This is a genomic window from Pseudomonas sp. CCOS 191, assembly GCF_001007005.1.
Lineage (GTDB): Bacteria > Pseudomonadota > Gammaproteobacteria > Pseudomonadales > Pseudomonadaceae > Aquipseudomonas > Aquipseudomonas soli.
Genome location: NZ_LN847264.1, coordinates 2,819,112 through 2,832,319, shown reverse-complemented (window position 1 = coordinate 2,832,319; position 13,208 = coordinate 2,819,112). Strand labels below are relative to the sequence as shown.

Annotated in this window: 10 protein-coding genes and 2 pseudogenes; 7 read left to right on the top strand and 5 right to left on the bottom strand. The window is 64.9% G+C overall.

Features of this window, described 5'->3' with window-relative positions:
- Window positions 1-157 precede the first annotated feature (157 nt).
- A pseudogene (locus CCOS191_RS28415) lies at window positions 158-460 on the bottom strand (putative metallopeptidase); the annotation flags it as partial.
- 196 nt (window positions 461-656) lie between these two features.
- On the opposite strand from CCOS191_RS28415, the gene CCOS191_RS12605 reads away from it, so the two are divergent.
- Window positions 657-968 (top strand): hypothetical protein, encoded by a 312-nt coding sequence (locus CCOS191_RS12605; protein ID WP_052752605.1) that lies wholly within the window; start codon window positions 657-659, stop codon window positions 966-968.
- Window positions 969-1,147: 179 nt separating this feature from the next.
- On the opposite strand, the gene CCOS191_RS12600 is transcribed toward CCOS191_RS12605, so the two are convergent.
- Window positions 1,148-1,333 carry a hypothetical protein gene (locus tag CCOS191_RS12600; RefSeq protein WP_046855495.1) on the bottom strand — a complete coding sequence of 62 codons (186 nt, stop codon included), beginning with the start codon at window positions 1,331-1,333 and terminating at the stop codon, window positions 1,148-1,150.
- Window positions 1,334-1,445: 112 nt separating this feature from the next.
- Here CCOS191_RS12600 and CCOS191_RS28580 point away from each other — a divergent pair.
- The 3 genes and pseudogenes from CCOS191_RS28580 (at window position 1,446) to CCOS191_RS12590 (ending at window position 4,754) form a co-directional block, all read left to right on the top strand.
- Window positions 1,446-1,758 (top strand): annotated as a pseudogene (locus CCOS191_RS28580) (integrase).
- Between the two features lie 71 nt (window positions 1,759-1,829).
- Window positions 1,830-3,416, top strand: coding sequence for an ABC-F family ATPase (locus CCOS191_RS12595; RefSeq protein WP_046855494.1), 1,587 nt, complete (start codon window positions 1,830-1,832; stop codon window positions 3,414-3,416).
- 171 nt (window positions 3,417-3,587) lie between these two features.
- Entirely contained in the window at window positions 3,588-4,754 is a 1,167-nt protein-coding gene (locus CCOS191_RS12590; protein WP_046855493.1) for an MFS transporter, read from the top strand.
- Here the strand turns inward: CCOS191_RS12590 and CCOS191_RS12585 are convergent.
- Window positions 4,713-5,762, bottom strand: a complete 1,050-nt coding sequence (locus CCOS191_RS12585; RefSeq protein WP_046855492.1) for an alpha/beta hydrolase family protein — start codon at window positions 5,760-5,762, stop codon at window positions 4,713-4,715. The two genes, CCOS191_RS12590 and CCOS191_RS12585, sit on opposite strands and share 42 nt — an antisense overlap.
- Window positions 5,763-5,910: 148 nt before the next feature.
- Window positions 5,911-6,522, bottom strand: a complete 612-nt coding sequence (locus CCOS191_RS12580) for an FMN-dependent NADH-azoreductase (protein WP_046855491.1) — start codon at window positions 6,520-6,522, stop codon at window positions 5,911-5,913.
- A 133-nt stretch (window positions 6,523-6,655) separates the two neighbouring features.
- Between CCOS191_RS12580 and CCOS191_RS12575 the strand changes: the two genes are divergently transcribed.
- Window positions 6,656-7,558: a LysR substrate-binding domain-containing protein gene (locus CCOS191_RS12575; RefSeq protein ID WP_046855490.1), complete on the top strand. Its 903-nt coding sequence runs from the start codon at window positions 6,656-6,658 to the stop codon at window positions 7,556-7,558.
- Window positions 7,551-7,925: an MmcQ/YjbR family DNA-binding protein gene (locus tag CCOS191_RS12570; protein ID WP_046855489.1), complete on the top strand. Its 375-nt coding sequence runs from the start codon at window positions 7,551-7,553 to the stop codon at window positions 7,923-7,925. The genes CCOS191_RS12575 and CCOS191_RS12570 overlap by 8 nt, the downstream gene beginning before the upstream one ends.
- A 3-nt stretch (window positions 7,926-7,928) precedes the next feature.
- On the opposite strand, the gene CCOS191_RS12565 is transcribed toward CCOS191_RS12570, so the two are convergent.
- Window positions 7,929-8,345, bottom strand: a complete 417-nt coding sequence (locus CCOS191_RS12565; RefSeq protein ID WP_046855488.1) for a VOC family protein — start codon at window positions 8,343-8,345, stop codon at window positions 7,929-7,931.
- 223 nt (window positions 8,346-8,568) lie between these two features.
- Here CCOS191_RS12565 and CCOS191_RS12560 point away from each other — a divergent pair, with 223 nt between their 5' ends.
- A complete protein-coding gene (locus CCOS191_RS12560) occupies window positions 8,569-13,206 on the top strand; it encodes a dermonecrotic toxin domain-containing protein (RefSeq protein ID WP_046855487.1) in 4,638 nt (1,545 codons plus the stop codon).
- Window positions 13,207-13,208: the final 2 nt, after the last annotated feature.

Here is a 13,208-nt window from a genome sequence, read left to right as displayed (position 1 = left end):
TAATCAGGATGGAGTGAGCCACTCCTGCAAAGCCTTATGCCTCTCCCGCAACCCCATTACCACTCTCCCTGTTTGGTAAGCGGCGAAGCATACCAGCAAGATTCACTGCGCGGCGCTGCCCGCCAGCGCCTTCCCCTATTCAACGATAACGTCTCCCCGGCTCCTCGCCGAACCACTCCCGTATCTGCTGCTCTTGTCGGGCCTTCTGCCATCCGCCAGCGCGGAACATCAGCTGCTCTGCCTGGCCAAGCACAACCCGCCCCTGCTTGCCGAATCCGCTCGATGCCCACAGAACGCCGATGTTGGCGTCGATCAGGTGGGCGTGCTCGGGATTGTGAATGCTGCCGGTGTCGGCGAGGATCTAGGATTAGAACCATTCCCACACCTCTTGTGCAGGGGTCAGACGCATACCAAAGTCGGACAAGTCGAGAAGTGACGATGGAGGGTATGGCCTTCCCATGGATCACCTTGAGCTTGAAATTGTGGAGTGTTACGGGTATTGGTGGCGGCTTTAAAAAGTAAGGAAGCTAAATTCAATGTCTCGCATGAAATGCATCTGCCTTAGCGCTCTCGCAGTCGCAACCCTCTCAGGATGCGTTACCGCGCCAACTTGGGTTAATAGGGGTCCAGTTGATCTAGACGCCTGGAACGGCCAGATGAATTGCTATACCGATGCCAATATCATCGACGGCGAAAGGGTGGAAGGTACGATCTGCGCCACCGATGAATCTGGTTTCTTAGGAGGCGGCGAGCCGGAGGTCTTTTTCGGGCCTTGGAATCGCAAATTCATGAAAGAGTATGCGAGCGCAACGACTTCCGGTGTAGCTAAGGACTGGGAGGGTAAAAAGGTGTTCTTGCAATGCGCCCCCACACTTGCGACTGATCAAAAAACAATCACGAAACGCTTTTGCAAAGTCACAGTCAACGATCAGTTGCTGGTGAGCGCGACCGTCAAATACGTGCAGTGAAACACAGCTCCTGGTGGTGCCGGCGAATGGGTTGCACCGGCCAGGGCTCGACGATGAAAGAGGCCTGGGACGACATGTGGAAGCTGTACTTCGAAGCCGTCCGCCCACCTCGTCCGCAGACCTTCCATTCACCGCGAGTCCGCTGCGGCTGATCTCAGCCTAACCCCTCCCTCTACAACTCAAGCCCGCCGACGTGCCGCCCAGAAATGCGTGGCGGCCAGCAACACACCTGGTATGGCCATGCCAAGGCCGCTGTAGATGAAGGCAGGCTGGTCTGTCATCAGCCCGCTGAAAGCGAACCCGATGCCAGTTGGCATCAGGGTGACTGCTGCATATCCCCACGGCTTTCTAGTTTCCTTGGCCATATCGATCCTCCTATCAATCCCCGATTAAACCATACGAGCCCGCCGACATGCGCGGGCATGGAGAGCTTTGCCATGACGAAACACAAGCACACGCCTGGCCGCCTTGAGGCGGATGGCTTCTATGTCGGCCTACCCTTCAAGCCCATTTGTATTCCAACCGAGCAAAGGTGGGCTGTGGATCAACGAGCCAAGTGTTACAATCCGCCGATTCAAATCAGCGCTCATGGCGCTGGGTATCCGTGAACGCCGGCAGTACGACACCCGCCACACCTACGCAACCCTGTGCCTGATGGCCGGGATGAACCGAAGTGTTCATCGCGAACCAGCTCGGCCTTGGCGTCGAGATGTTGCTCTCTACCTACGCGAAATGGATCAGCTCCTCCTCGGACTGGAGGGAGCTGGAGAAGCTGCTGCCCCGAGTCTAATTGGCCCAAGATTGGCCCAAAACTGACGAAAGGGCCTAAATACACCTCTGGAACCCCCGCAGGACAAGCACTTGATTTCTACCGCCAATATCACCATGCAGTTCGGCTCCAAGCCCCTGTTCGAAAACGTTTCGGTCAAATTCAACAACGGCAACCGCTATGGCCTGATCGGCGCCAACGGTTGCGGCAAGTCGACCTTCATGAAGATCCTCGGCGGCGACCTTGAGCCGTCCGGCGGCCAGGTGATGCTCGAGCCCAACACCCGCCTGGGCAAGCTGCGCCAGGACCAGTTCGCCTATGAAGAGTTCGCCGTGATCGACACCGTGATCATGGGCCACGAGCAGCTGTGGAAGGTCAAGGCCGAGCGCGATCGCATCTACTCGCTGCCGGAAATGACCGAGGAAGACGGCATGGCCGTCGCCGAGCTGGAAACCGAGTTCGCCGAGATGGACGGCTACACCGCCGAATCCCGCGCCGGTGAGCTGCTGCTGGGCCTGGGCATTCCCCTGGAACAGCACTTCGGCCCGATGAGCGAAGTGGCGCCAGGCTGGAAACTGCGCGTGCTGCTGGCCCAGGCGCTGTTCTCCGACCCGGACGTGCTTCTCCTCGACGAACCGACCAACCACCTGGACATCAACACCATCCGCTGGCTGGAAACGATCCTCACGGCGCGCAACAGCACCATGATCATCATTTCCCACGACCGTCACTTCCTCAACAGCGTCTGCACCCACATGGCCGACCTGGACTACGGTGAGCTGCGCCTGTTCCCAGGCAACTACGACGAGTACATGACCGCGGCCACCCAGTCGCGCGAGCAACTGTTGTCGGACAACGCCAAGAAGAAAGCCCAGATCGCCGAGCTGCAGACCTTCGTCAGCCGCTTCTCGGCCAACGCCTCCAAGGCCAAGCAGGCCACCTCGCGCGCCAAGCAGATCGACAAGATCCAGCTGGCCGAGGTCAAGCCATCGAGCCGTGTCAGCCCGTTCATCCGCTTCGAGCAGACGAAAAAGCTGCACCGCCAGGCGGTGATCGTCGAGAAAATGGCCAAGGCCTTCGACGACAAGGTGCTGTTCAAGGACTTCAGCTTCACCATCGAAGCCGGCGAGCGCGTGGCGATCATCGGCCCCAACGGTATCGGCAAGACCACCCTGCTGCGCACCCTGGTCGGCGAAATGAAGCCGGACGCGGGCGCGGTGAAGTGGACCGACAGCGCCGAAGTGGGCTACTACGCCCAGGACCACGCCCACGATTTCGAGGACGACGTGACGCTGTTCGACTGGATGGGCCAGTGGACCAGCGGCGAGCAGGTGATCCGCGGCACCCTGGGGCGCATGCTGTTCTCCAACGACGAGATCCTCAAGTCGGTGAAGGTGATCTCCGGTGGTGAACAGGGTCGCATGCTGTTCGGCAAGCTGATCCTGCAAAAGCCCAACGTACTGGTGATGGACGAACCGACCAACCACCTGGACATGGAATCGATCGAGGCGCTGAACCTGGCGCTGGAAAACTACCCGGGCACCCTGCTGTTCGTCAGCCACGACCGTGAGTTCGTGTCGTCGCTGGCCACCCGCATCATCGAGCTGACGCCCGAGGGCGTGGTCGACTTCAGCGGCACCTATGACGACTACCTGCGCAGCCAGGGTGTAGTGGTCTGATCCAGCGCTGAGTCATCTTCATCGCGGGGCAAGCCCGCTCCTGCAATGCCTTCGCGGCATTCGCAGGAGCAGGCTTGCCCCGCGCTGCGTTTAATTAGTTAGCCTGCTTCCTTTTCCCTCGCGCCGCAGCCATGATGGGCACAGCCCCACCGCCCGCCCGCGAACGAGCCCATGACAGCCTCTCACGCCTCCAGTGCCACCCTGCAGATCCTCTCGATCGTCTTCTACACCTTCATCGCCTTCCTCTGCATCGGCCTGCCGATCGCGGTGCTGCCTGGCCATGTACACGATCAGCTGGGCTTCGGCGCGGTGATCGCTGGCCTGACCATCGGCCTGCAGTACCTGGCCACCCTGCTCAGCCGGCCTTTTGCCGGGCGAGTGGCGGACACTCTGGGCGGCAAGCGCGCCATCCGCTATGGCCTGTACGGCATCGCCGGCTGCGGCGTGCTGACCCTGCTGTCGGCCTGGGCCCTTACTCTGCCCTGGCTGAGTCTGGCGCTACTGTTGGGCGGCCGACTGCTGCTGGGGATCGCCCAGGGGCTGATCGGTGTCGCGACCTTGAGCTGGGGGATTGGCCAGGTGGGGCCGGAACATACCGCCCGGGTCATTTCCTGGAACGGCATCGCGTCCTATGGCGCCATCGCCATCGGCGCGCCCGCTGGCGTGCTGCTGGTGGATAGCCTGAGCTTCGCCGTGCTCGGGCCGGCACTGTTGGTGCTGGCGCTATTGGCCCTGCTGGTGCTGCGCACGCGCCCCGAGGTCGTGGTAGCCGGCGGCGAACGGTTGCCGTTCTGGTCGGCGTTCGGGCGGGTGGCACCTTGCGGCCTGGGGCTGACCCTGGCATCGATCGGCTACGGCACCCTGACCACCTTCGTCACCCTGTACTACCTGGAGCGCGGCTGGGTCGGCGCAGCCTGGTGCCTGAGTGCCTTCGGCCTGTGCTTCATCCTCTCGCGGCTGCTGTTCGTCAACGCGGTCAACCGCTTCGGCGGCTACAACGTGGCCATTGTCTGCATGGCCACCGAGGTCCTGGGCTTGACCATGCTATGGCTGGCGCCCTCGCCGCTGTGGGCGATGCTCGGTGCCGGGCTGACCGGCTTCGGCCTGTCGCTGGTGTACCCGGCCCTCGGGGTCGAGGCGATCCGCCAGGTACCCAGCAGCAGCCGTGGCGCTGGGCTGGGCGCCTACGCGGTGTTCTTCGACCTGGCACTGGCCATCGCCGGCCCGGTGATGGGCGCGGTGGCAGTACACCTGGGGTATGCCTCGATCTTCGCCGTCGCCGCCCTGCTCGCCTTGTCAGGGGTGGGCCTGACCCTGTTGCTGGCCCGCCGCGGCTGAACGTTCGGCGGGCTCCGGTGCGCCCAGGGCCTGGCTGAAGAAGGCCGTGGTCTCGCTGCGCAGCGAGTGATGGATATGCCGACGGTCGACGCCCTCGGCGTCCTTGCACAGTACCGGCATGCGCAGGTGTTGCTCGTCGTCGCAGGGGGCCATGAACACGAAATGCCCGGCACCGGCCAGCAGGCGGTAGTCAGGTGTTACCGGCAGCTTGCGCGCCAGGGCATCGGCGTTGTGCTCCAGGGCCAGTAATTGGTCGTTGTCGCCGCTGTAGATCAGCGCCGGCACCTGCACGCCGGCCAGGGCGTGGCGACCGAACATCAGGCTCAACGGCGCCATCAGCATCACCGCGCCTACACGGGGATCGGCGCGGGGTGCCAGTTCACTGTGATCGGCGATCAGCACGCCATGGGTCTTGCAGGCGTCGGCGTCACCGGGGCGTTGCTCGCAGTAGCGGCGCAGGCGTTCGAGGTCGGGCCGCGCGCCAGAAAGGATCAGCGCGGTCTCGCCACCGGCGGAATAGCCAATCACCCCGACCTTGCCATCATTCAGGTATGGCGCGAGCAGCCTGTCGTTTCGCGCTGCGGTAATCGCGGCGCTGATCTGCAGCGGCCGGCCATAGAGGTTGCTGAGGGTGCCCAGGCGGCTATGGTCGCGGTTGTTGTCGCCGGGATGGACCACCGCCACCACCACGAAGCCCTGCCGGGCCAGGCCGTTGGCCAGGTCATGCAGGGCCATCGGGCTGCCGGTGTTACCGTGGGAGATCACCAGCAGCGGGAACTGGCCCATGGCTACCGGCGCCTCTTCGGCGACACGGGTCTGGTAGCCCTCGATACGCACCGGGCGCGCCTCGCCGCTGGAGGGGTAGAACGCCAGGGCCTGCATGGGCTTGGCGTCCACCGGGTCGACCAAGGTCAGCCGGTGCAATCCGGCCACCCACGGCGCTGCATCGGCGCGGGCCAACAGGCCGCCCAGCAGGAGTAGCGCCATCAGCAGGCTGCTTCGCTTCATCGCAGGGCGCTCCCAGGTTCAAGGCACTGCGCGGTACACGGGTATGGATGCCAGCATAGAACCCGGTGCGCTGGCGCCACATGAAAACTGGATGAAAAAAGCCGGCTGGCGCACGAGGCGACAGCCGGCTTTGAATCGATGGCAACGATCAGGCAGCGGCGAACAGCTCACCGGCGATCTGCGCCTGGGCGGCATCGATGGCCTTGGCGCGGTGCTCCGGGCCATAGGCCAGGCCGTGGGCGCGGACGATTTCCAGGTCGGTGATGCCGATGAAGCCGAGGAACACCTTGAGGAAGTCCTCATGGCCAACACCGGTCGGCTGGCCCTGGTGCAGGCCACCGGCGGTGGACACCAGGATCACTTTCTTGTCACCGCACAGGCCTTGCGGGCCGGCTTCGGTGTAGCGGAAGGTCTGGCCAGCTACCGCCACGCGGTCGATCCAGGCCTTGAGCTGGGTCGGCACGGTGAAGTTGTACATCGGCGCACCGATCACCACCGCGTCGGCGGCGAGGAATTCTGCCAGGGTCTCGGCACTGAGGCTGGCTTCATGAGCCTGGGCGGCATCGCGCATTTCCTCGGGGGTACCGGCGGCTACCAGGGTGGCGGCGGAGAAGTGGCTGATGGCGTCGCTGGCCAGGTCGCGGTAGACCACCTCGATGCTCGGATCGGCGGCCTTCCAGGCCTCGACCACTTCGCGGCTCAGCTGGCGGGAGGCGGAATTGTCGCCCAGGATGCTCGAATCGATATGCAACAGTTTCATGGGACTCTCCTGTGAATGAAGACCGCGGCGGTGGGCGATCACGATGGAGAGAATCCTACCGGCACATCGAATAGCTGATAAGTCGGCAAAAACGCGTTAGTTTGTTCCACTGATGGAACAATGAGACTGTCAAATGCAAGACCTCAACGATCTCTTCTACTTCGCCCGGGTGGTCGAAGCCGGTGGCTTCGCTGCCGCCGGGCGCCAGCTGGGCATACCCAAGTCGCGCCTGTCGCGGCGCATCGCCGAGCTGGAGGAGCGCCTGGGCACGCGCCTGCTGCAGCGCACCACCCGGCAACTCAAGCTCACCGCCGTGGGCGAGCGCTACCTGAGCCATTGCCAGGCGATGCTGCTGGAGGCGGAGATGGCCGACGAAGTGGTGGCCAGCATGTCCAGCGAGCCCCGCGGCCGGCTGCGCGTATCGTGCCCCGTCGCCCTGGCCCATGCATTCCTGCCGGATATCATCAGCCGCTTCCTCGCCCAGTACCCTTTGGTGCAACTGGACATGGTGCTGCTCAACCGCCGGGTCGACCTGATCTCCGAAGGCATCGACGTGGCCCTGCGCGTGCGCGATCTGGGCGATGAGGACCCGGCCCTGGTCACCCGGCGCCTGCGCCAGGCGCAGATGCAACTGGTGGCCGCACCAGGGTTTGCCGACCATGTCCGCGAGCCCGCGCAACTGGCGACCCTGCCGGTGCTGGGCGCTGCCGAGGCCGACCGGCTGGTGCATTTTCGCCTGCATGGCCCCAACGGCCGGCAGGAGGAAGTTGCCCTGGAGCCGCGCCTGGCCATCGACGACTTCGTCGTGCGCAATGCCGCGGTACGCGCCGGCCTGGGCTTCACCGCCCTGCCGTCGATGTTCTGCGAGGAGGAGCTGGCCCGTGGCGAACTGGTGCGCCTGCTGCCAGACTGGTCGCTGCCTGGAGGCTACCTGCAGGCGGTCTACCCGCACCGGCGCGGCCTGCTGCCGGCGGTACGCGCATGGATCGATCACCTGGCGACCTCGTTCGAGGCCTGTGGAGAGCGTTATGTCTGAGAAAAGGATGTCCGAGGAGCAAGTCGCGGCGCTGTGCCTGGCCCTGCCGGGCGCGCAGGAAGACTATAAATGGGGAGGCATCCGCGTATTCTCGGTGGCCGGCAACAAGATGTTCGCCGTGCAGGACCTGGGCGGCGCGGGCCTGTCGTTCAAGGTGGCCGACGAGCTGTTCCTGGGCTATTGCGACCGCCCCGGCATCCGCCCGGCCCCCTACCTGGCACGGGCAAAGTGGATCAGCATGCTGCCGCCCTATCCCATGGGCCACGACGAGCTGAGCGACCTGCTGCGCCGCTCGCACCAACTGGTGGTGCGACGCTTGCCAAGGCGCCAGCAGGTTGGGTTGCTGCTGGGGACGGGCGACGCCTAGGCTTCAACCCGGCAATGGCGGCCCCTTGAGCTCGACCCGGTTGCCGTCCGGGTCGAAGCAGTACAGCGACATACCCTCACCTTCGGCGCCGTAACGCTTCTCGGCAGCCTCCACCCTGACGCCGGCCTCACCCAGCATTACGCTCAGCGCCTGCTCGTCGAACGGTTCGATGCGCAGGCAGACATGATCGACATTGTGCCCACACTGGCCGGGCGCCTCGCCGCCCTGGCGCCCCAACGGGCCGTCGACCGCCACCAGGTCGATCAGGCCGTCACCGGCGCCGAGATGGATCATCCCCAGCGTGTCCCGACGCTTGCGCACCGGACAGCCGAGCAGTTCGTGATAGAAAGCCAGGCTGCGGGTCAGGTCGCTGACGCGCAGGACGACATGGTCGATACGAAGTATGGCGAAAGCTGGCATGGCGAAGCTCCACGATCAGGCTTTGCCTAGACCATAGCAGCCGCCCTGCGAAGATACCTTAGGCCGTTGGCGTCAATGATCGACGGTGGGTACAGCGCAGCCGCTGTGGGGCAAACGGCCGTGGGCGTGTCAGCCATTGCCCTGGTGGCGGCGGCAATCATGTAACGCCCCAGGCGCCACCCCTTGCACTTCAATGGCCGCTCCCACCCATTGGAATGCGACCATGCACTACAGCGAACCGCCCTACCACCAGCAACAGATCCTGCGCAGCCTGCCAGGCTGGACCAGGCACCTGCCCCCCCACCACGTCAGCAGACTGCTGCGCCGAGCCCACCGCGAGCATATCCAGCAAGACGGGCAGCCAGCCCCCTGGTTCGCCCTGGCCCCGGCCGCCCGCCAGGCCGAGTTGCGCCAGGCCATCAAGCAGCGCACGACGAGCCTCCAGGCACTGGCCAAGGCACTCCAGGGTTTGCGCGGTATCACCGAGTTCTGCGAGCCGCTTCTGCAGGCACGGCTGGGCATTCAGGTGGCGCTGACACAGGCCCAATTCAGGCATCAGCCGTACACGTCGAGCCTGGGCGGCGAATTCCCCGACCCGGACGCGTCCCATCATGCCCCCCGCACACCGACCTCGATCGAGGAACCTGCCGGCACCGCCAGTCTCACCAGCCTGCTCGAAGCGGCCCTGCACAATTTCGAAGGCGTGGCCGAGGTCGGCCCTTTCAGCACCCTGCAAGTCAGTGCCGACGACAGCAGCGCACTACCCGGCCTGAACACCAGTGCGTTTGCCACCCATTGCCGTGCACTCGACCTGGGGCAGCGCTATCAGGAGCACCTGCAGGAAATCTACGGCGGCCAGCGTAAAGCGCTGTTGCGCGGCGTGTGGAGCCAGGCCCGACGCGATGAACTCACGGTGCAGGCGTTGATCGCGCGAATGCGCGGACACCTGACAGACGACGGCCTCCAGGCCCTGCAACAGCTCTGTAGCACGGACTCGCCGCCCTGCTACCGAGGAGCACCGGCCAAGGTAGCGGTCTTGCGCATGCTTGATATCCAGTTGCACGATCTGTTGCTGCTGACATCCAGCAGCCAGTCCACGCCGAACTGCATCGCCTACCTGCCTTTCGACGACGCGCAACCGGTGCAGGAATTCCACAACCGCCTGGCCTTCGCCAGGTACCTGCGCCGTCGCTTGCTGGAACCTGCCTACCGCGAACGCTTCCTGGAGCACGTCGCCCTGAAAGACCGCCCGCTAATGGCGAACAAGCTCAGTGCCAGACTGTTCGAAGCCACCGCAGGCGGTATGAGCCCATTGGAAACACCGTCCCCCGCCTTCGCCGAAACCGAGCCCGGCACACATCCCTGGCAAGGATTGCCGGCCACCACCTCGCGACAGGAGCAGGATTTACCGCGTCCCACCCTCTTCCCGGCACTGGCGATCCATGAAGTCGCGGTCGCCTTCCCGGTATGGCCCAAGCTGTTCAATGACCATGTCCAGCGCCTGCAGGAGGACGCCCGCCGCATCGCGGTGCCAACGGCGGACATCGATGCCAGGGCCAGACGTGAGCGCCTGGCGTTGTGGCGCGAGCGTGGCCTGACCCTGCTCGGCGTGGCGGCCATGTTCGTCCCCGGCCTGGACGTCGTCATGCTGGCCGTGGGCGCGGGCCAGGTCATGGCCAGCATTTTCCACGGTTTCGAAGCCTGGTCCGAAGGTGACAACGCCGAAGCGGTAAACCAGGTCGAGTCGCTGCTGGTCAACCTGGGCAGTGTGGCCGCCATTGCCGGTGCCGCCAAACTGGCAGAAGCCACCGGCTTCGTCGACTGGATGCAAAGCCTCTGGCTGGATGGCGAGGAGCGGCTATGGCACCCCCAGCTAGAGCAGTACCGCAGCCCGGTCGAGTTGCCGGCTGATCTGCAGCCGGACGAGCAAGGTGTCTTGCGCCATGACGACCGGCATTTCGTCGACCTGGACAATACACTGCACGAGATCCGCCAAGACCCCGAGGGACACTGGCGTGTTGTCCACCCGGCCAACCCACGGGCCTATCAGCCACGGCTGCACGGCAATGGCCGCGGGGCCTGGCGCATGGCGCACGAACGACCACAGGACTGGGGGCGGGTCAAGCTGATGCGCCGGTTCGGCCCGCTGGCCAGCGGCTTGACCGATGAGGAACTGATTGCGGTACTCGACAGTACCGACCTGGAACGCGGTGTGCTCGAGCAGGCTCACGTCGATGGCAGGCGCCCTCCGGCGCTGCTCGAGGACGCCCTGCGTCGCATCAAGGCCGACAGCATCAACATCCCGTACAATCCATCCACACCGGCTTCTGCGCCGGCGCTGATGATCGGCCGCGTGTTCCCCGGCCTGCCCAGCCAAGCACTGGATGAGTTGGTGGACGCGGCCAACGGCGCCGAACGCCAGGCCCTGCGCAGCGGAAGAGTCCCCCTGCGACTGGCCGAAGAGGCGCGGCTGATGCAGGCCCGGTGCCGGGTGGATCGGGCGATCCTGGGTCTGTACCGCTCGAGCCTGGCCAATGACGACAGCCGGCTCATCAGCGATAGTCTGTTGGCCGCACACCCACAATGGACGGCCGAACAGCGCTATCACGCCGCCCTGGCCAACCGCCCGGCGACAGTACGCCTGCTCGGCCAGAAACCCGTGCGACCGGGCTGGCGCTCACCCTTGCGCCTGAGCGAAGGGCGTTACGGCTATCCACTGAGCCCCGGGGTATTCGCCTCGCGGGCAGAGCGCGAACTGCATGCCCTGTACCCAGGGCTGAACGGTCGCGAGGTCCGCCAATTGCTGGCCACCCTGCGTGTCCGGGGAAATGTGGCCGAACAGATCCAGGCACTGCGCACCCAGCTGTCCTCGCTGCGCGAGCAGCTGCATGCCTGGGCCGCCAGAGGCGCCCACGACTGGGGTGAGGAAGTCGGTGCCTATTACATCAGGATCGCCGTCCAGCTCGTCCGGGCGTGGCAACGCCTGGACGGCGAAATGCTGAGCCTCTCCAATGTCGCCCTCGACGCCCTGCCGACACTCACGGCACGCTTCGACCACATCACCACGCTGTCGCTGGACAATCTCAACGTGATCGAGATGCCCGCCGATCTCCTGCAGGCTTTCCCATCGCTCAGGCGGGTGGATGTACGAAACAGCCCCCAGTTGAGCGCCAGCTCGATCCTGCAGGCATTGCGCAACGCCCCGCAGGTGCGGGAACTGCGCTTGAGCGGCACGCACTTGGGCGAGCTGCCCGCCGTGGCCCATGAGGTGCTACCCACCTTGCACGGCCTGCGTAGCCTGGAAATGCCACATCACCAGCTGATGCTCACCTTGCATGACCTGCAAATGCTCACCGGCCTGCCGCTGGAAACCCTGGACCTTCGAGCCAATCGTATTGCGCTGGACGCCAACATGGCGAATACGTTCAGTACGATGCGAACACTGCGCCACCTGCACCTGAGCGACAACCCCCTCGCCATCAGCCCCAACCTGACAGGTCTGGACAACCTCGCCACCTTGCGCCTGGACAACAGCCAACTGCGCCTGTGGCCCACTGGGTTGAGCGGCCTGATGCAGCGCAATCCCTGCATGTTGCGGATGGTCGACCTGAGCATGAACAGCATTGAGCAAGTACCGGGGCTACCCGCGCTCTTGTCATCCCCCTACCTGGATGCACTGTTGGCCAGGCGTGCGCAGTACCGCTGGCGGTTCAACTACAACCCGTTGGACGAGGCCACCCGCGAAAGCCTGCAGATTGTCGGCGCGTCGGTCGAACAACGTGTCGAGGGCATCGACGCCACCACTGCACCACTGCGAATCGACTGGTTGCAAAACGCCAGCCGGCAACAACGGGCAACCTGGGAAGCGCTGTTCGATGCAGACGGCAATGTCAACCTGCGCCAAGTTGTCGAACAGGCCGGCATGTCGGCCAGTGCCCGTCGCCAGCCCCGAGCATTTGCCCATCAGGTATGGACACTGCTCGAGCGTGCAAGCACCAGTGCCCGCTTGCGCGCCCGCCTGGACGAGGTGGCCGGCGAATTCCCGGTGAGCTGTGGCGATGCCGGCGCCGATGGTTTCGGCACCTTGCAGATAGAAGTGATGGCCTACGATGAGGCCGCAGGCGCGGAGGTAGCCTCGCCGCCGCTGTTCCAGTTCTTTCGGCGCCTGTTCCGGCGTGACCAGGTGAATACGCTGGCCCAGGACCTGTTCAACGCCCGCGTGGCCCGGCGCGATGCGCTGCGCGCACTGGATGCCTGGGCCGCCCGGCCGCTGGCCGCGCGCGGCGCCAGGCCCGTGCTGCCTGCCCTGCATCGCTTCGACACATTGCCGGACGACGTGCTGCACAATGGCCTCGGTGAAGGCCTGGACCTGATCGAGATCCGCCTGGCCCTGCGCAGCGGCCTGGCCAGCCGCCTGGACTTCCCCGAACCCCAGCAGGCCATGCTGTACCGGCACACGGCTGAAATCTCACCGAGGACCGAGGAAGCGGTGCTCGAAGAGGTCGATGCCCGGGACCAGGACGCCGAGGCGCGCCGCCAGTGGATCGCCCGGCAACCGGGCTGGCGGCGCCTGCTGCGCCGGGAGAACAGTGCCCGCTTCGCGACGCTCAGAACACGCTGGGACACCGGCATGGACTACCTCGACGGCAGCGACCTCGACGGCCCGCTGGAACCGCCGGTAATCGAAGCGCTGACCCAGGCCCTGGGCCGCAGCCCGCTGGTCGAAGATGGCCAGCCCCTGCGCGAGCCCATTGCCAGCGACGACTACGTCGCGGGCATGAACCGCATGGCGCTGGGCCTGGAACAGGACGAGGACGCCCTCTACCTGCGCCTGACCCGCCGCCGCGACCCTAACAACTGAGG